19 protein-coding genes are annotated in these 17,586 nt (G+C 71.2%); 5 read left to right on the top strand and 14 right to left on the bottom strand.

Translation table 11 applies throughout. The annotated features are described in order from the left end of the window. Positions 1-60: 60 nt before the first annotated feature. Complete coding sequence (locus B2363_RS07570) at positions 61-1,119, bottom strand: substrate-binding domain-containing protein (RefSeq protein ID WP_286929480.1); 1,059 nt, start codon at positions 1,117-1,119, stop codon at positions 61-63. 166 nt (positions 1,120-1,285) lie between these two features. Between B2363_RS07570 and B2363_RS07565 the strand changes: the two genes are divergently transcribed. Further along, positions 1,286-2,434 (top strand): ROK family transcriptional regulator, encoded by a 1,149-nt coding sequence (locus B2363_RS07565; protein WP_286929479.1) that lies wholly within the window; start codon positions 1,286-1,288, stop codon positions 2,432-2,434. Here B2363_RS07565 and dapC read toward each other — a convergent pair whose 3' ends face one another. Then, positions 2,435-3,520, bottom strand: a complete 1,086-nt coding sequence (gene dapC / locus B2363_RS07560; RefSeq protein ID WP_286929478.1) for a succinyldiaminopimelate transaminase — start codon at positions 3,518-3,520, stop codon at positions 2,435-2,437. Between the two features lie 17 nt (positions 3,521-3,537). Further along, positions 3,538-3,861, bottom strand: a complete 324-nt coding sequence (gene fdxA, locus B2363_RS07555; protein ID WP_078698823.1) for a ferredoxin — start codon at positions 3,859-3,861, stop codon at positions 3,538-3,540. An 85-nt stretch (positions 3,862-3,946) separates the two neighbouring features. Here fdxA and B2363_RS07550 point away from each other — a divergent pair, with 85 nt between their 5' ends. Further along, a complete protein-coding gene (locus tag B2363_RS07550) occupies positions 3,947-4,852 on the top strand; it encodes a GNAT family N-acetyltransferase (RefSeq protein ID WP_286929477.1) in 906 nt (301 codons plus the stop codon). A gap of 110 nt (positions 4,853-4,962) precedes the next feature. On the opposite strand, the gene B2363_RS07545 is transcribed toward B2363_RS07550, so the two are convergent. From B2363_RS07545 to mshB, 3 genes are read right to left on the bottom strand one after another with little or no spacing between them, the layout of a single operon-like run. Then, positions 4,963-6,660, bottom strand: coding sequence for a VanW family protein (locus B2363_RS07545; protein WP_286929476.1), 1,698 nt, complete (start codon positions 6,658-6,660; stop codon positions 4,963-4,965). Beyond that, positions 6,657-7,190 carry a flavin reductase family protein gene (locus B2363_RS07540; protein ID WP_286929475.1) on the bottom strand — a complete coding sequence of 178 codons (534 nt, stop codon included), beginning with the start codon at positions 7,188-7,190 and terminating at the stop codon, positions 6,657-6,659. The genes B2363_RS07545 and B2363_RS07540 overlap by 4 nt, the downstream gene beginning before the upstream one ends. A gap of 47 nt (positions 7,191-7,237) precedes the next feature. Then, entirely contained in the window at positions 7,238-8,143 is a 906-nt protein-coding gene (gene mshB / locus B2363_RS07535; RefSeq protein WP_286929474.1) for an N-acetyl-1-D-myo-inositol-2-amino-2-deoxy-alpha-D-glucopyranoside deacetylase, read from the bottom strand. A 53-nt stretch (positions 8,144-8,196) separates the two neighbouring features. On the opposite strand from mshB, the gene B2363_RS07530 reads away from it, so the two are divergent. After that, on the top strand, positions 8,197-10,278 hold the full coding sequence (locus B2363_RS07530; protein WP_286929473.1) for a S9 family peptidase: 2,082 nt from the start codon (positions 8,197-8,199) through the stop codon (positions 10,276-10,278). On the opposite strand, the gene B2363_RS07525 is transcribed toward B2363_RS07530, so the two are convergent. Next, positions 10,241-11,260, bottom strand: coding sequence for an alpha/beta hydrolase fold domain-containing protein (locus tag B2363_RS07525; RefSeq protein ID WP_286929472.1), 1,020 nt, complete (start codon positions 11,258-11,260; stop codon positions 10,241-10,243). The genes B2363_RS07530 and B2363_RS07525 overlap by 38 nt on opposite strands. 226 nt (positions 11,261-11,486) lie before the next feature. Between B2363_RS07525 and B2363_RS07520 the strand changes: the two genes are divergently transcribed. Beyond that, positions 11,487-12,137, top strand: coding sequence for a TetR/AcrR family transcriptional regulator (locus tag B2363_RS07520; RefSeq protein WP_206679984.1), 651 nt, complete (start codon positions 11,487-11,489; stop codon positions 12,135-12,137). Here B2363_RS07520 and B2363_RS07515 read toward each other — a convergent pair. The 5 genes from B2363_RS07515 to B2363_RS07495 form a co-directional block, all read right to left on the bottom strand. After that, positions 12,097-12,765 (bottom strand): winged helix-turn-helix transcriptional regulator, encoded by a 669-nt coding sequence (locus B2363_RS07515; RefSeq protein WP_286929471.1) that lies wholly within the window; start codon positions 12,763-12,765, stop codon positions 12,097-12,099. The two genes, B2363_RS07520 and B2363_RS07515, sit on opposite strands and share 41 nt — an antisense overlap. 4 nt (positions 12,766-12,769) lie before the next feature. Next, positions 12,770-13,210 carry a VOC family protein gene (locus B2363_RS07510; protein ID WP_286929470.1) on the bottom strand — a complete coding sequence of 147 codons (441 nt, stop codon included), beginning with the start codon at positions 13,208-13,210 and terminating at the stop codon, positions 12,770-12,772. 83 nt (positions 13,211-13,293) lie between these two features. Then, complete coding sequence (locus B2363_RS07505) at positions 13,294-13,575, bottom strand: hypothetical protein (protein WP_181755021.1); 282 nt, start codon at positions 13,573-13,575, stop codon at positions 13,294-13,296. Continuing rightward, positions 13,568-14,458: a bile acid:sodium symporter family protein gene (locus tag B2363_RS07500; RefSeq protein WP_181755019.1), complete on the bottom strand. Its 891-nt coding sequence runs from the start codon at positions 14,456-14,458 to the stop codon at positions 13,568-13,570. Before B2363_RS07500 ends, B2363_RS07505 begins: the two co-directional genes overlap by 8 nt. Before the next feature lie 41 nt (positions 14,459-14,499). After that, positions 14,500-15,261, bottom strand: coding sequence for a phosphotransferase (locus tag B2363_RS07495; RefSeq protein WP_286929469.1), 762 nt, complete (start codon positions 15,259-15,261; stop codon positions 14,500-14,502). Between the two features lie 9 nt (positions 15,262-15,270). On the opposite strand from B2363_RS07495, the gene B2363_RS07490 reads away from it, so the two are divergent. Beyond that, positions 15,271-16,482, top strand: a complete 1,212-nt coding sequence (locus B2363_RS07490; protein WP_286929468.1) for a YibE/F family protein — start codon at positions 15,271-15,273, stop codon at positions 16,480-16,482. 21 nt (positions 16,483-16,503) lie between these two features. On the opposite strand, the gene B2363_RS07485 is transcribed toward B2363_RS07490, so the two are convergent. Next, positions 16,504-17,370 carry an ATP-grasp domain-containing protein gene (locus B2363_RS07485; RefSeq protein WP_286929467.1) on the bottom strand — a complete coding sequence of 289 codons (867 nt, stop codon included), beginning with the start codon at positions 17,368-17,370 and terminating at the stop codon, positions 16,504-16,506. Next, complete coding sequence (locus B2363_RS07480) at positions 17,371-17,580, bottom strand: DUF4287 domain-containing protein (protein ID WP_286929466.1); 210 nt, start codon at positions 17,578-17,580, stop codon at positions 17,371-17,373. Positions 17,581-17,586: the final 6 nt, after the last annotated feature.

Raw genomic sequence — 17,586 nt, 5'->3', positions numbered from 1 at the left:
GAACGAGTGAGGGAGAGGAAGCACGGTGGGGCCGGCCGGGCCGGCCCCACCGTGGCTCACTCAGGACAGACCGGCCTTCGTGCACGCGTCGGCGTACTCGGCGGTGCAGATCTGGTCGACGGTGTAGAACTCGTCCTTGACGACCGTGTCGCCCACGTTGTCCTGCTTGACCGAGATCGGGTCCAGGATGAACGACGGCACGCCCTGGAAGTCCTCGGTGCCGCTGATGTCCTCGCCGTTGACGAGGTCGACGGCCAGCTCGGCGGCCTGCTCGGCCTCGGCCTTGATCGGCTTGTAGACGGTCATGAACTGCTGACCGGCGACGATGCGCTGGATCGCGGCGAGCTCGGCGTCCTGCCCGGTGATCGGCGGGACCTCGCTGGCACCGGCGGACGTGAACGCGGCGAACACGCCACCGGCCTGGCCGTCGTTGGCGGCGTAGACGCCGGCCAGGTCGCCCGGGTCGACCTTGTTGAACTGCGAGCTGGTGAACTTCTGCGCGTTGTCCGGGCTCCAGTCGGGGTTGTCGTACTCGGCCACGATGTTCAGGCCGCTGGCGTCGAGCACCGAGTGCGCGCCCTTCTTGAACTGCGCGGCGTTCGGGTCGGTCGGCGAGCCGTTCAGCATGAGGATGTCGCCCTTGTCGCCGGTGGCCTCCACGAGGGCCTCGCCCTGCATCTGGCCGACACGCTCGTTGTCGAAGGAGATGTAGTAGTCGGCACCCTCGATGAAGCGGTCGTACGCGACGACCGGCACGTCGGAGCCCTGGGCGGACTTGACGATCGTGGTCGCGGCCTTGCCGTCGACCGGGTCGAGCACGAGCACGGAAGCGCCGTTGGTGATCGCCGACTGGGCCTGCTGCTGCTGCTTGGACGCGTCCTGGTCGGCGTTGAGGTAGTCGACCTTGCAGTCGTCGCACAGCTCCTTGACCTTGGCCTCGAAGAGCGGCTTGTCGAAGCTCTCGTAGCGGGTGGTCTTGGTCTCGGGGAGCAGGAGCGCGATGGTCTTGCCCTCGTCCGAGCCGCTGCCGCCGTCGTCGTTGGAGCCGCAGGCGGCGAGGCCGCCGAGGCCGATCGTCAGGGTCGCCGTCACCACGGCGACACGGGAGATGGTGTTCACAGTTCCTCCAAGAAATGTCGACCCCACGTCGGCGTGGAGCATGACCAGTGAACTACGTCACAACTTTGACGTCAAGAGATGAACGCAAATCAGGTCGGTACACCGTAAGCCATGACGTTGCCTTCAGGTCTTGACGACAACTGCGACGTCAGTCACAGTGGACGCCATGTCCACCAGCCCCGGCTCGACCGCCGCCCTGCGCGCCTCCAACCAGAGTCGCGTCGTGCAGGCGGTACGCGAGGCCGGCGGGCTCAGCCAGGCCCAGATCGCCCGCCGGACGCAACTGGCTCCGGCCACCGTCTCGGGCATCATCCGCGAGCTCGTGGCCGCGGGCTTCCTGCAGTCCGAAGGCGGTGCCGGCCGCCGCGGCGCGACCGTCACGGTCTCGCGCGGGGCCGGAGTGGTGGCAGGCGTCGACTTCGGCCACGCGCACCTGCAGGTCGCGCTGGCCGATCTCGGGGGCGAGATCAGCGACTCGCGGCTGGCCGCCCTCGCGCCGGACGCCCCCAGCGACGGCTCGCTCGCCCTGGCCCGCACCATGATCGACGACCTGCTCGGGTCGGCCGGCCTCGGCCACGACAGCCTCCGCGCGGTGGGCATGGCGATCCCCGCCCCCATCGGCCGCGACGGGATCATCGACTCCGGCTCGATCCTCCCCGGCTGGGTGGGCGTGGAGGCCCGCGCCGCGGCCGAAAAGGTCTTCGAGCGCACCACCGTGGTCGACAACGACGCCAACCTCAGTGCTCTGGCCGAGTGGAGGCTCGGCGCCGGGCGCGGCCACCAGGACCTCGTCTACATCAAGATCGCGTCGGGTGTCGGCTGCGGACTCGTGCTCGACGGACGGATCCACCACGGCGGCCTCGGCACCGCCGGCGAGCTCGGTCACCTGACGATCGACGAGTCCGGTCCCCTGTGCCGGTGCGGCAGCCGCGGCTGCCTCGAGGCCTACGTCGGCGGAGCGGCCCTCATCGCCCAGTACGCCCCCACCGGCGGCGAGCTGGACGTCCCCGGCTTCGTCGAGCGGGCCCTGCGCGGCGACCAGGGTGCCCGCCGCCTGATCGAGGACGCGGGCCGCCACCTCGGCGAGGCCGTCGCCGCGGTCGCGAACCTGCTCGGTCCCGAGGTCGTCGTGATCGGAGGCGACCTGGCCGCCGCGGGCGACCTGCTGCTGGACGAGGTCCGGGCCTCGATGCGTCGCCACGCCCTGACCCCGGTCGCCCGCGAGGTGCGGGTCACCGGCTCGGAGCTGACCGGGCGCCCCTCGTGCGTGGGCAGCGTGCTGATGGCCCTCGAGGCCGTCGAGCTGCCGGGCTGATCAGGCCAGCCGGGCCGCCGCCGCGGCGATGCGTTCGTCGGTGGCCGTGAAGGCGAACCGCACGTGGTGCGAGCCCGTGGCCCCGTAGAAGTCGCCCGGTGCGACGAGGATGCCCCGCTCGGCGAGCCAGTCCACCGTCTCGCGGCAGGGCTCTCCACGGGTGGCCCACAGGTAGAGCGACCCCTGCGAGTGGTCGATGCGGAAGCCCGCGCCCTCGAGCGCGGCCCGCAGGGTGGAGCGGCGCGCCAGGTACCGCGCGCGCTGCTCGTCGACGTGGGCGTCGTCGCCCAGCGCGGCCTGCATCGCGGCGGCCACGGGCGTGGGCAGCATGAAGCCCAGGTGCTTGCGCACGGCCAGCAGCTCGGCCACCACCGACCGGTCGCCCACGACGAACGCGTCGCGGTAGCCGGCCATGTTGGACCGCTTCGACAGGGAGTGCAGCGCGATGATGCCGTCGAGCGACCCGCCGTTGACCTCGGGGTCGAGCACCGAGACGGGCTCGCCCTCCCAGACGAACTCCAGGTAGCACTCGTCGCTCACGAGCAAGGCCCCGGACTCGCGGCAGAAGTCCACCCACGCCTTGAGGTGCTCGCGTCCCACGACGCGGCCGTGCGGGTTCGCGGGGAAGTTGATGAAGACCAGCTTCGGCCGCTGGGGCCCGAACGCGACGCGCGAGTCCGTGGGGATCGCGGTGGCGCCCGCGTAGGCGGCGCTCACGGCGTAGGTCGGGTAGGCCGTCTCCGGGAGTCCGACGACGTCACCGGGCCCGACGCCCAGCTGCACGCACAGGTTCGCGATCAGCTCCTTGCTGCCGATCGTGGCCAGCACGTGCTCGGTGCCCACCCCCGTGATCGCGAAGCGGCGCTCCAGCCAGTCGACGACCGCGCGGCGCAGCGACTCGGGGCCCAGGACCGTGGGGTAGCCCGGCGAGTCGGCGGCGGCGACCAGGGCCTGGCGCGCGACCTCGGGCGTCGGGTCGACCGGGGTGCCGATCGAGAGGTCGACGAGACCGTCGGGGTGCTCGGCCGCGCGGGCCTTGGCGGCGGCGATCGTGTCCCACGGGAAGTCGGGGAACCGGTCCGACACCCGGACGCCTGACAACGTCACTCCTGGTTCTGCGGGGGCAGCGCCTTGATGAGCGGGTGGTCGTCGTCGATCACGCCCATCTTCGCCGCGCCGCCGGGCGAGCCGAGGTCGTCGAAGAAGTGCACGTTCGCGTCGTAGTAGTCCTTCCACTCGTCCGGGGTGTCGTCCTCGTAGAAGATGGCCTCGACGGGGCAGACCGGCTCGCAGGCGCCGCAGTCCACGCACTCGTCGGGCTGGATGTAGAGCATGCGGTTGCCCTCGTAGATGCAGTCGACCGGACACTCGTCCACACAGGCACGGTCCTTGATGTCGACACACGGCTGGGCGATCACATACGTCACGGGCTTGCTCCTTCGGTTCGGCTCCAGTATCGCGTGCCCGACCCAAGTGGCGCTGGGCGGGTTCGCCTCATGAGATCGTGGCGTCGTGGATCTGGTCGGGCGCCGCGTCTCCGTGCGGCATCGTGCAGCCGACGGGGTGCGCGACGTGGTCGGCCGCGTGATCAGCGCGGAGGCCGACGGGCTGCGCATCGAGCGGCGCGACGGCGACCTCGCGTTCGTCCCCACGGGCACCGTCCTGGCGATGCGGGTGGTCCCCGATCGTCCCGTGCGCACGCGCCGTGCCAACACCGTCACCCCCGAGGACCTGACCCGGATCACGTCGCGCGGCTGGCCCGCCGTCGAGTCCGCATCGCTGGGCGAGTGGGAGCTGCGCGCGTCGGGAGGTTTCACCGGCCGGGCGAACTCCGCGGCCGTGCACGGCGACCCCGGCGTGGACGATCCCTTCGCGGCGGTCGTCGACTTCTACGCGACGCGCGGGCTGCGGCCGCTGGTTCAGGTCGTCGAGGACTCGCCCTGGCACCGGCGCTTCGTGGACGCGGGCTGGACGGGCGTGGCCGACCAGCCGCCGGGCGCGATCGTGCAGGTGGCCGACCTCCGTTCGGCACCGGAGACCGACCCGGAGGCGGTCGTCAGCGATCACGCCAGCGACGCGTGGCTCGGGCTCTACGGACGCGTCCGCGACCCCGCCGCCGCGCGCGCCGTGATGGAGGGTCCCGCGACGGTGGGCTTCGTGTCGATCGGCGAGGTGGCGATCGGGCGCGTGGTGGTGACCGGCGAGTGGGCCGGCCTGGCCGCGGTGGAGGTCGACCCCGCCCACCGGCGCCGCGGGCTGGCCCGGCGCATCGTCGAGACCTCGCTGGCCTGGGCCGTCGCCCACGGCGCCGACAAGGCCTACCTGCAGACGATGCGCGACAACGCGCCCGCCCTCGCGCTCTACGAGCCCTACGGCTTCACGACGCACCACGCGTACCGCTACCTCACGCCCGGTTGAGCCGGTGGTTTCGATGTGCCGGCTCGTTCCTCGCCGTGCTACTCAACCACCGGTGATCGAGTGCCGGCGAGCTTGCGAGACGGTGTATCGAGATCACCGTCTCCGCGAGGTCAGTCGGCCTTGGGCTTCTTGCCGCAGATGACGCGGTCGGCCGCCTGGTAGTAGGCGGTGTCCTTCTCGGTCCTGACGCGCTTCCCGCCCTGGTAGAAGTCGCGGTGGATGTCGATGTCGAAGCCGGTGACCGGGGACTGGCTGACGCACGCGTCGGTGTCGTCGTACTGGGTGCCGGGCTCGCGGAAGTTGTAGCGCTCGCTCGAGCGCGACTTCACCGTGTAGACCTTCGTGCCGTACATCTCCACGTTCATCCTGCCGACCGTGCCCGGGGAGCTCCGGTCGACCCAGGCGCGGATCACGACGCCGGTCTTGTAGGGGTTCCGGAACCGCAGGTCGAGGCTGCCGTAGTAGATCGTGGCCTCGCGGCCCACCGGGTAGCGGTCGATGTAGAAGGCGTGGGGGTGGTGCTCGACGTCGTCGAGACCCGAGAAGAACGCCGCGTTGTACGCCGTGGTGGCGACCTGGGAGACGCCACCGCCCAGCTCCTCGCGGAACACTCCCCCGTTGATGACGAAGCCCGCGACGAACCCGTTGGCCGCCGTCCGCTCGCCGACGATGTCGTTGAAGCTGAAGGTCTCACCCGGCTCGAGGATGACGCCGTCGATGCGGCGGGCGGCCTCGGCCTGGTTGGTGTTGCGGTAGTCGGCGTGCGGGTACTCGGTGGTGAAGCTGCCGATCTTCTCCTTGATGCCGAGGGCCTCGGCGTCCTTCGTGGTGAACTCGGGCTGCACCGCACTGGCCTCGACCGTGATCGAGCGAGCGGCGCCGGTCTTGGTCAGCACCGGGACCAGCTGCTTCGCCATGGTGTCGGGATCCAGGCCGACACCGGCCTTGCTGGGCACGACCACGGCCTTGCCGCCCTCGAACCGGAACGAGGCGTCGACCGCGCGCTTGCCGACTCCCGTCGTCGAGCTGGTGAGCGGCTTCGCCAGGTCCTTGGCGTCGACGACCGGGACCATCTTCCCGTCGCTGACCACCACGGACAGCGCGGGCGCGTAGGCGGTGACGGGCAGGTCGACCGTGGCGTCGCCCACCTTCAGCGCCACGGGACCGGCGACGGCCGGCGCGGCGATGTCGCGCAGCGCCTGGCGCAGTCCGGCCACGTCGACGGCCGGGGCGACGGACTCGACGGGGACCTCGACGGGCTCGTCGGTGACCAGCCACGACTCCTGGATCACCTCGGCGAACTCGTCCTGCGGGACCTCGTTGCCGGCCTTCGGGCGACGTGCCTTCGGCTTCGCGTCGGGGAAGGTGATCTGGGCCTCCACCACCGGCTGGTCGACCGTCTCTGCGATCGACGCGACGGCCGCGGAGAGCTTCGCCGAGTCCACGTCGAGCACGGGATCGTGGTCGGACCCACCCGCGACGAGGGCGATCATGTCGCGCGGGTCCCATGACCGACCCCCTGCGGCCTTCACGCTGGCGGGGACGTCCACCGCGAGACCGGCCTGCGTGGGCTGGATCTCGATCTCGCGGTCCTCGAAGGTGGCGACGACGGGCTCCTCGACGCGATCGGACAGCCCCTTCGTCAGGGCGTCCTCGGCGGCGTCGGGACTCATGCCGCCGACGTCCACGCCGGCGATCGAGGTGTCGGCGGGCAGGCGCTGCCCGGTCATCACGTAGCCGGCGACGTAGGCGATCGCGAGCGCGGCCACCACGGCGCCGAGGGCGATCAGCCCGCGACGGCGACTCATGCGCCCCCTCGGTAGACGGTCTTCTCGGAGTCGGCCTGACGGATGATCGTGCCGTAGTGCGAGCGGTAGTACAGCAGCGGATCGTCGGTCTCGTCCTGGTACTGCGCCCACGTGACGCGACCGATGAGGATCAGGTGGTCGCCGCCGTCGTGCTCGGCCTCGGTCTCGCACTCGAGCCAGGCCAGGGCATCGTCGAGCAGCGGAAGGCCACCCGGGCTGGGGTGGTGCTCGACGCCGGCGAACTGGGTGTCGAGGGGGCGCCCGCGGTGGGCGAACCAGGCCGACGCCTCACGACCGTGCTCGGACAGGATCGAGACGCCCCACCGGCGCGACTCGCGGACGGCGTCGTGAAAGCGACTGCCCTTGTTCGAGCACACCAGGACGAGCGGCGGGATGAGGGACACGGACGTGAACGCGCTCGCGGTCATGGCGTGATCGATGCCGTCGTGCTGGGTGGACACGACGGTCACGCCACTGGCGAATCGCGACAGTGCACCCCGGAAAGCAGCTTGGTCGACGGACTTCTCCACCCGACAAGCCTACGGGCTCCGGCCCAAGCGGCAGATTCGCCCGCAGTTCAGTCAAGACCGGCGAACAGATCCTCCTCGAACCCCGACGCGCCGGCCGGGCCCCGGCGACCCTTGGCGAGCCGGTAGTACTCGGTGCCCCACGCGATCGCCGCGAGGTCGATGCCCATCGCGAAGAAGACTCCGTCGGGGGTGATCTGCGTGGCGTGCGCCCGCATCGCGTCGAGCTTGGCGGTGACGTGCTCAGGCGTGGATGAGACCGCCGTGCTGAGGTCCTCGTCCTCGATGAACATCGGCGGAAGGTTCTCCGGGTCGATCTCGAACGGCGGCGGCTGGCCGGCCTCGGCCATCATCCTGGCGCCCTCGCGCATCCGGGAGGCGGACTCGGCGGTCCAATAGATCTTGGGCACGTCCCACGCCGGACCGAGGTCGCGCCGGTGGGACTCCACGGCGGCCAGCGCCGCCGCGTAGTGGGCCACCCGGTGGGCCTGGATGTGGTCGGGGTGACCGTAGTTGCCGAACTCGTCGTAGGTGACCAGCACCTGCGGGCGCAGCTCGCGGATCACCGCGACGAGGTGGTTCGCGGCCTCGAGGAGGTCGGCGCGCCAGAACGAGCGCGGGTCGACGTCCTCCATCGCGGCCGCGTTGCCGTTCTCGTCCCAGACCATGCCGGAGTCGCGGAAGGCGCCGTCGCCGCCGAGCCGGCGGAAGTCGGTGACGCCCAGGTGGGCCATCGCGTCGCTCAGCTCGATGAGCCGCTGCGGGCCGAGCCGGTCCTCCCGCTCGGCGGCGAGGTGCTCGAGGTCGGGGACGAGGACCTCACCGTGCTCGCCCAGGGTGCAGCTGACGAGGGTGACGTGGGCTCCCTCGGCGACGTACTTGGCCATCGTGAGGCCGGACTGGATGGACTCGTCGTCGGGGTGGGCGTGCACGAGGAGGAGTCGGCGATCGGACATGCCCCCCAATGTAGGGGCCGACGCCGCCAGGCCGCCCTGACAGGATGGGAGGCATGACGGAGTCCTACCCCCGACTGGCCGCACGCACGCTGCGCTTCACCCTCGGCATCCCCCGCAACCTCACGGTCTCCCCCGACGGCGCCACGGTCCGCTTCATCCGTACGCCCGACGGCGTCACGCGCTCGGGTGCGCTGTGGGAGTACGACGTCGCCACCGGCGAGGAGTCGCTGCTGGCCGACCCGGTCGAGGTGCTCGGCGGCGCCGACGAGGACCTCTCCCCCGAGGAGCGCGCCCGCCGCGAGCGCAGCCGCGAGGGTGCCGGCGGCCTCGTCTCCTACGACGTCGACGGCACGGGCCGCTGGGCCTGCTTCCCCCTGTCCGGGCGCCTCTTCGCGATCCACCTCGGCGCGGGAGCGGTGCGCGAGCTCCCGGCCGCCGGCCCCGTCATCGACCCCCGCCTCGATCCGACGGGCCGCCACGTCGCCTACGCCAACGCCGCGGGCGAGCTGCGCGTCGTGGGCGTGGCCGGGACCGACGACCGCGCCCTGGTCACGCCCGACTCCCCCACGCAGGCCTGGGGTCGCGCCGAGTTCATCGCGGCGGAGGAGATGGATCGCTTCCGCGGCTTCTGGTGGGCGCCCGACGGCCGCTCGCTGCTCGTGGAGCGGTACGACGACGCCGACGTCCAGGTGTGGCACATCGCCGACCCCGCCAACCCCGACCAGCCCGCCGTGGAGCAGCGCTACCCCGCCGCCGGCACGACCAACAGCACGGTCAGCCTCTGGCACGTGAGCCTCGACGGCACGGCGCCCACCGAGATCGCGTGGGACCACGAGGCGCACGAGTACCTCGCGCGGGTCGACTGGACGCCCGGCCACGATCCCGTCCTGCAGGTGCTCAGCCGTGACCAGCGCAGCAGCCTCGTCCTCGAGGCCGATCCCGCCACCGGCGCCACGCGCACCCTGCGCGAGCTGACCGACGACGCCTGGGTCGAGCTCTCCTCGGCCCCGCGCCGCGACGTGCAGGGCCACCTCGTCACGCTCGAGGACGTCGCCGGCCGCCACCGCGTGTGCCTCGACGGCTCCCCCGTCAGCGGCGACGAGTGGCAGGTGCGCTCCATCGTCACGGTCGACGACGCGGGCGTGCTCACCACCGCGTCGGCCGAGCCCACCGAGGTCCAGCTCGTGCGCTTCGGGGCCGACGGCTCAACCGAGGTGCTCACCGAGGGCGCGGCCGTGCACGGCGCGGTGGCCGACGGCGGCACCGCGGTCGTGGTGCGTCACGGCCTCGACTCCACCGCCGCCACGATCACCGTCCACTCCGGCGACGCGACGGGCTCGATCCGGGTCCTCGCCGAGCCCGCGCCCTTCACGCCCGAGGTCGAGATCGTCCACCTGGGCGAGCGTGACCTGCGGGCCGCGGTCCTCTTCCCCCGCGACCACGTGCGCGGGTCGCGGCGCCTCCCGCTGCTGATGGATCCGTACGGCGGCCCGCGCGCCCAGCGCGTGCTGGCCTCGGGACGGATGTTCCTCGAGGCGCAGTGGATGGCCGACCAGGGCTTCTGCGTGGTCGTGGCCGACGGGCGCGGCACGCCGGGACGCGGGTCCGCGTGGGAGCGCGAGATCCGCGACCGCTTCGCCGAGGTCACGCTGCAGGACCAGGTCGACGCCGTCGCCGCGGTCGCCGAGCGGTTCCCCGACGACATCGATCCCGGGCGCGTCGGCATCACGGGGTGGTCCTACGGCGGCTACCTGGCGGCGCTGGCCGTGATGGCCCGTCCTGACGTCTTCCACGCGGCAGTCGCCGGCGCTCCCGTCACCGAGTGGCGGCTGTACGACACCTGTTACACCGAGCGCTACCTCGGACACCCGGACGAGCAGCCCGACGTCTACGACGCCAACTCGCTGCTGCCGCTCGCGCCGCGGCTGGAGCGTCCGCTCATGCTCATCCACGGGCTGGCCGACGACAACGTGGTCGCGGCGCACACGCTTCGGCTGTCGTCAGCCCTGCTGGCGGCGGGACGCCCCCACACGGTCCTGCCGTTGTCGGGGGTCACCCACATGACGCCTCAGGAAGAGGTCGCGGAGAACCTCAAGCTCATACAGATGGAGTTCCTGCGGCAGCAGCTGGCTTGACCAGCCGCAGGCGACGGCCACCCTGGCCCGCGACCGGGCGGTTGATCGGCACCACGTCGCCGTGACCGCCGGGGACCTCGACGAGCGAGGCCATCGCCTTGCCGAACTCCTCGATCGCTTGGTCGGCCGCGTCGAGGCGGCCGGCCTGCAGGTGGAACGACTGCCACATCTCGGGGTACTCCCGCGCGATGACGCGAGGACTGTCGGACTTCAGCGTCACCTTCTGCAGGAACGCCTCGGAGTCGGTGCGCAGCGGGTCGAGGCCGCTGTAGTGGATGACGATGGGCGGGAGACCGTCGAAGTCGCCGTGCAGCGGCGAGACGCCGGGATCGAGCGGATCGGCGCCGCCCAGGTACGTGCGGGCCCACCGGGTGGCCAGCGCCGGGGTGAACCACGGGTCGGAGGCCGAGGGGCGCGAGCGCTCGATGTCGGCATGCATGTCGAGCCAGGGGCTGATCATGCCGATCGCCGCGGGCATCGGCAGGCCGAGGTCGCGGATCTCGAGCGCCATGGCCAGGGCCAGGCCGGCTCCGGCGTCGTCGCCCGCGAGGACGACCGTGCTCGGGTCGACGCCGTAGGACGGGAGCGCCCGGTAGAGCGCGATGAGCATGTCCAGCGCGGCCGGGTAGGGGCTCTCGGGAGCCAGCGGGTACTCCGGCAGCAGCACGTCCATGCCGGCGTGCATCGCCACATGGGCGGCGAAGGCACGGTAGGCGCGCGAGCTGCCGACGACGTGACCGCCGCCGTGCAGGTAGATCATGGTGGCGCGGCCGGTGGCCGGGCCGGTGCCCTCGACGGTGACGAACTGCACGGGCAGTCCGGCGATCACGTCGAAGTCGTAGATCGCGCCCTCGGGGGCGCGGGCAGCAGAGGCGATCGAGTCGGCCATGGTGCGCTTGGCACCAAGGCTGACGCGGGTCGAGTGCATCACGGGTCGCGCCAGCAGGAGGCGGGTACGGACGAGCGGCTTCGGAACGCTCATGTCTTCTCCTTCGCGAAGGTCGGGGCAGCATCCGACCTAAGTAAGTAGGTATTGACTTCAAGCAAGTGACGCCAGATTAGGGGGGCTATGACGCGAGTTGCAATCGAAACCTGAGAATTTGTGATTCCGGCGACATTTCTTCGTCAATCCAGTCACATTGGACACATGTCCCCCACCAGTTTCACTTCTCAACACCCGTGGCGAGTGCGTGTCCTACGGTTCAGCCGTGACCGTTGAACGTGGGCCGAAGCGGCGGATGAGCGCCGAACGACGCCGTGCCCAGATCATCGACTCGGCGCGTCACGTGTTCGCCCAGAAGGGCTTCGCCGCCACCCGCACGCGCGAGATCGCGGCGGAGGCCGGCGTCAACGAGGCGATGCTCTACCGCCACTTCCCGTCCAAGGAGGAGCTCTTCGAGGCTTCCGTCCTGGAGTCCATCGACGCGGCGATGGTGCGCGCCACGGAGAACGCCCGGGGCATCAGCCGCGACCTCGCCGGCTCGGCCACCGACATCGAGGACGGCATCCGGAAGTTCTTCACCGACCTGCTCGACCTCGCTGTCGACCTCGGTCCGCTCATCGGCGCCACCGGCTTCGGTCCCGAGTCGCCCGTCCGCACGAAGCTGATCGAGCGCCTCGACGCACTCTTCGAGGTGGCGACGGCGATCACCGTCAGCGGTATCCCCGATCTCATGCGCGACGACGTCGACGTCAGGCTGGGCATGGAGAAGGTCTTCGGCGCCCTGTGGTTCACCGCGGAGATGGCCCGGTGGACCGAGCGCCCGTTCGACCGCGAGAGCGTGCTCGACCAGATGATGGTGACGATCTTCAACGGCATCATCCAGCTGCCGGAAGAGGAGACCTCGGTCCCCACCTGAGCGCGAAGCACCCGGCGAACCGCTCGGCCAGCGCGGGGTCGCCGGACGCCACCTGCGGCCACTCGCCGCGCAGCAGGTCGCGCCCGGCCACCAGGACGACGTCCGGGTCCCCCTCCGGAGCGCTCCCGGCCACCGGCGGCGCCGGGGGTGCCACCTGGTGGATCACCAGCTCACCGGAGCCCACCCGCACCCGCAGCACGACCGCCTCGACACGCAGTTCGAAGTCGACCGGCGGCGCCGCCGCGGCCTCGGGCCGGAACGCCGCCCGGAGCGCCACCGTGAGGCCGTCCGCCGTCGTCAGGTCCTCGGCGCCGGGCTCCCCCAGCCGCTCGACGCCCCACCGGCTCAGGGCGAGCACGATCGGCTCGAGGCTCCGACCGGCCTCCGTCAACTGGTAGACGAGTCCGCAGTTCCGCAGCGGCACCCGCTGGACGACGCCACCATCCTGCAGGTCCTTGAGCCGCGCCGAGAGGATGTTGGTCGGTATGCGGGGCAGCCCCTGCTTGAGGTCGGTGTAGCGCCGCGCGCCGACCAGCAGGTCACGCACGATGAGCAGCGCCCACCGCTCGCCGATCACCTCGACCGCGGCGGTGACCCCGTCGTACTGGTCGTAGCTCCGGGCCACCACCGCGTCAGGCCTGCTGCCCCTGCTCGGGGAGGTAGGCCTCGGGGCCCTGCTCGGCCGCCACCGGATCCATGTAGAGGAAGCTCAGGCTGTTCCCGTCGGGGTCGTCCAGGTCGCGGCTGTACATGAAGCCGTAGTCCTGCGCCTCGCGCGGCTCGGCGCCTCCCGCGGCGAGACCGGCCTCCACGACGCGGTCCACCACCTCACGGGACGTGCGGCTGAAGGCGGTCGACACCAACGCCGTGGTGGCCGGGTCGGCCACCTGCTTGTCGGTGAAGGTCGAGAAGAACTCGCGGGTGAGCACCATGAAGTAGATGTGCTCGTCCCAGACGACGCACGCGGCGTTGTCGTCGGTGAACTCCGGCTTGAGGCTCGCGCCGAGCGCCGTGTAGAACGCCTTCGCGCGATCGAGGTCGGAGGTGGGCAGGTTCACGAAGATGTCGGTCATGATCGAACTCCAGTCGATGACGAGCGGCCCAGCGCCGTCTGCGGAGTGCCGTGATCCCACACTTGCAAAAAACAAGCAACTCGTCAACGGTGCGGGGATCGCTTGATCCGTCGGGGCGCCGCAGGCAGGGGCGCGGGAGCGGCGGAGGGTGGATCCGGCGCCACGACGACCCATCCCCCGGCCTGCTCGGCACGGTCGGCCAGGGCCGGCACCGAGTCGTCGACCTCGACCAGCCAGGCGGCGTCCTCGAAGTCGTCCTCGCCGGCAAACTCGTCGCGGTGCAGCCGGCAGGTGATGCCCTCGGCCCCGAGCGCCGCGGCGAACGCCTCCGCGTCGTCGCGTTCGTCGAAGTGCACGTCAGCCATGGTGCGACGGTAGCGTCCGGGCCTCCGTCCGCGGCAGGATCCACCGGGTGAGCGCGAGGCCCCACAGCGCGGCCATCACGAACATCACCAGTCCGTAGACGGCCGCCGGCACCGAGAGCTCCACGCTGTCGAGCACCTCGACCGCCACGTAGATCGCGAGCGTGGCGTTGTGCACGCCGATCTCGAACGAGCACGCCACGGCCTGCCGCTCGGTGACGCCCGCCCAGGCGGGCACCACGAACCCGATGACCAGGCTCGCGGCACAGAAGATCGCGACCGCCAGGCCGACCGAGGCCGCGTAGTCCCCCACGTTCGAGCGCTGGTCGACGACGATGCCCACGATGATGATGAAGAGCACCAGCGCCGAGCCGATCCGCACGGGCCGGTCCATGCGGTCGGCGAAGTCGGGCCGCTTCGCCCGCACCCACATGCCGATCACGACCGGGATGAGCACGATGGCGAAGACCTCGACCACCTTGCGGTACTGCAGCGTGACCTCGTCCCCGAGGTCGAAGTAGGCCATGGCCAGGTTCGTGACGATCGGCAGCGAGACGATCGCAACGACCGAGTTGATCGCGGTCAGCGTGATGTTCAGGGCGACGTCGCCGCGGAAGAGGTGGCTGAACAGGTTTGCGGTGCTGCCGCCGGGCGAGGCGGCCAGGAGCAGCATGCCCACCGCGAGCACGGGCGGCAGGTCGAGCGCCAGCACGAGCCCGAAGCACACGACCGGCAGCAGCACGAGCTGGCACAGCAGCGCGATCGCGACGGCCTTCGGCGACCTCCGCACCCGCGCGAAGTCCGCGACGGTCAGCGACAGCCCGAGACCGAACATGATGATCCCGAGGGCGATCGGCAGGCCCACGGTCGACAGCATCGAATCCATGGCCGACACCCTACGTGACGGGTGTCACATTCCGGGCGGGTTCAGAGGGCGGCGCGGATGGCCGGCAGGCGGGCCTCGAACGCGGCCAGCCGGTCGCGCGTGCGCTGGGGCTCTCCCTTGCGCGCCAGGTTGAGCATGCCGGGGTCACCTCGCTCGATCCCGGCGGCGATCCGCTCCGTCGCGGTGGTCATCCGGGCGACCACTGCGTCCAGCAGCGCCATCGGGCCCCACTCGGCGTACGTGTCGACCACGAGGTCCAGTCGACGGACGACGTCCTCGAGCGGGATCTCGCGGTAGAGCGGGATGGCCGTCCAGCACAGGAAGGCGAGGTCGTCGATGCGCTGCCCCGGCCCGGCGAGGTCCCAGTCGATCATCGCCACGAAGTGCCCGCTCTGGATGATCCAGTTGTAGGCTCCGGGGTCGTTGTGGCAGATGATCTCGTCGTCGCCGAGCTCGACCTCGCCCGCCTGGCGCCACGTGCGCGGGCCGTCGGGCCGGAAGTCCTCGACGATGTCGTGGAAGTCGCGCAGCCACGCCACCGCCTCGACGAGCACGGTGTCGAGCACGACCTCGTCGTCGACGGGCACGCCGCGGCCCTCGATGTAGGAGACGACCTCGCGGTCGTCCTCATCGAGTCCGGAGACGTGCGGGATGCCGCCGAGGCCCTCGCCGGCGAGCCAGTCCAGCAGCTCGTGGACGGCCGGCGTCCAGGGGCCGGTGGGGCGCCGGACCGTGCGGCCCACACGCCACACGCCGCCGGAACCACCGGGGAGGTGTTCGGGGATCTCTTCACCACGTGCCACGCTGGCATCGTGACACATCACCACGCGATCGAGCCTGCCGAGGGACCGCCCCGACCCCGCCTGGCGTGGTCGCTGACCGCCGTGGTGCTCGCCGTGGCCCTCCTGGCCTTCGGCGCGGTGGCCGCCCTGTGGCCCGATCCCGACGACGTCCCGCAGGGCGCCGACCCGTACGGCGCCGTCGCGATCCTCGACGCGACGGTCACCGACGTCACCCCGTTCGACTGCAACAGCACGGGCACGGGGCCCGACAACATCCCCATGGTCGAGGGCTCGTGCGCGAACGTCACGGCCGAGACCGAGCGCGGGACGTCGGCGGTGTTCACCCTCGACCCGACGCGCTACGTCGGCGGAGCCGTGGAGAAGGGCGACGACATCCGCGTCATCGAGGTCGCCCCCGACGGCCAGCAGCCCACGTACGAGTTCTACGACCACCAGCGCGGTCCCCAGCTGATGATCCTGGCGATCGTGTTCGCGATCCTCGTCGCCGTGGTCGGTCGCTGGCGCGGACTGTTCGCGCTCGTCGGCATCGGCATCACCCTCCTGGTCCTGCTGAGGTTCGTGCTGCCGGCGCTGCTGGCCGACCAGCCACCGATCGCGGTGGCCGTGGCGGGCTCGACCGTGATCATGCTGGCGGTGCTCTACCTGGCGCACGGCGTCTCGATCCGCACCACCGCGGCGCTGTTCGGCACCCTGTTCGGCATCGGCTTCACGGCCCTCGCCGGAGCGATGTCCACGGACTGGGCCCACCTGACCGGGGTCGGGTCGGAGGACGACCACCTGCTGCTCGCCACCGCGCCCGAGATGAGCCTGGCCGGCGTCGTCTCGGCCTCGATGGTGATCGCCGGACTCGGCGTGCTCAACGACGTCACGGTCACGCAGGCGAGCGCGGTGTGGGAGATGCGGGCCCTCAAGCCCACCGCCGGTCGCACCGAGCTGTTCGGCTCGGCCATGCGCATCGGCCGCGACCACATCGCCTCGAGCGTCTACACGCTGGTCTTCGCGTACGCCGGCACGGCCATGACCACGCTGCTGCTGATCTCGGCGTACCAGCGCCCGCTGCTCGAGGTCGCCGTCACCGAGGGGATCGCGCAGGAGATCGTGCGCACACTCGTCGGCGCGATCGGCCTCGTGCTGGCGGTGCCCATCACCACGGTCATCGCCGTCTGGCTGGCACCCACCCGCATCGCTGAGCGTGACCTTTCCGGGGCCGACACGCCGTGAAGCACCCCTCGAACGTCACGCTCAGCGCTTCAGACGCGACCTGATCGCGTCGGCGAAGCGCTCGGCCGCCCCCGGAACGAGGTCGAGGTAGAGGCACGGCTCGACGGCCTCGATCTCCATGACCACCGGACCCGCCGGGCCGGGCACCAGGTCGACGCGCGCGTAGAGCGGCACGCCGAAGCGCGCGGCCAGCTCGCCGAGGGCGGCGTTCGCCAGGTCGAGGTACTCCGGTGCCGCGTCCCCGGCGGTGACGAGGTCCTCGTCGTGCATGATCGCGGCCTCGGACGCCGGGTCGTCGGGGTCGAGCAGGGCCGCGGTGCCCTGCTCGCGCAGGACCGGCTTCTTGTGCAGCACGTGCGAGATCTCGCCGCCGATGAAGACCACGGCCGTCTCGCCCGCGGCGTCGACGCCCTCGACGTACGGCTGGACCATCGCGACGCGCCCCGAGGCGTTGATCCGCGCGATCAGGTCGCGGGCGTCGTCGTGGTGGTCAGGGTCGAAGCGGCCCGTGTCGCGCCCACCGGCCGAGACCGTGGGCTTCACGACGACCTCGCCACGCAGCTGCGGCGCCTGCGCCCCGGGCACCACGTACGCCGTGGGCACGGTGGGGACGCCGAGCGCGCCGAGGTAGGCCTTGTCGGAGTTGAAGGCGACCAGGTCGGGCGCGTTGGAGACGCGGTCACCGAGCGAGCGCACCCACACGACGAACGCCTCGCGCTGGATCGTGTAGTCCCAGGCCGAGCGGATGACCACGTGGTCGTAGACCGACCAGTCGACGTCGGGGTCGTTCCAGACGACGAACTCGGCTCCGAGGAGACGGGCGGCCTCGTGGTCGTCCTCGAACCCGTCGGCGAGTCGGTCGCACGTGGCGAAGGCGATGCGTGCCACTCAGAGGCCCCGATCCTTGCGGAACACCGCGACGACCGCGTTGGCATGGCCGTGCCCGAAGCCGAAGTCGTCCTTCAGGAACGCGACCTGCTCCATGTGCTTGGCGGTCACGACCGACTCCAGCTGGCGCATCCAGTGCTCGATGGGCTCGCCGTACTTCTTCTCGATCGCCGGGAAGTACGACGCGGGGCCCTTGACGTCCTCACTCATGAGTCG

The organism is Aeromicrobium sp. UBA7512 (assembly GCF_002476985.1).
In the GTDB taxonomy this organism is placed as follows: Bacteria; Actinomycetota; Actinomycetes; order Propionibacteriales; family Nocardioidaceae; genus Aeromicrobium; species Aeromicrobium phoceense.
This window is presented reverse-complemented; position numbering and strand designations above follow the sequence as displayed.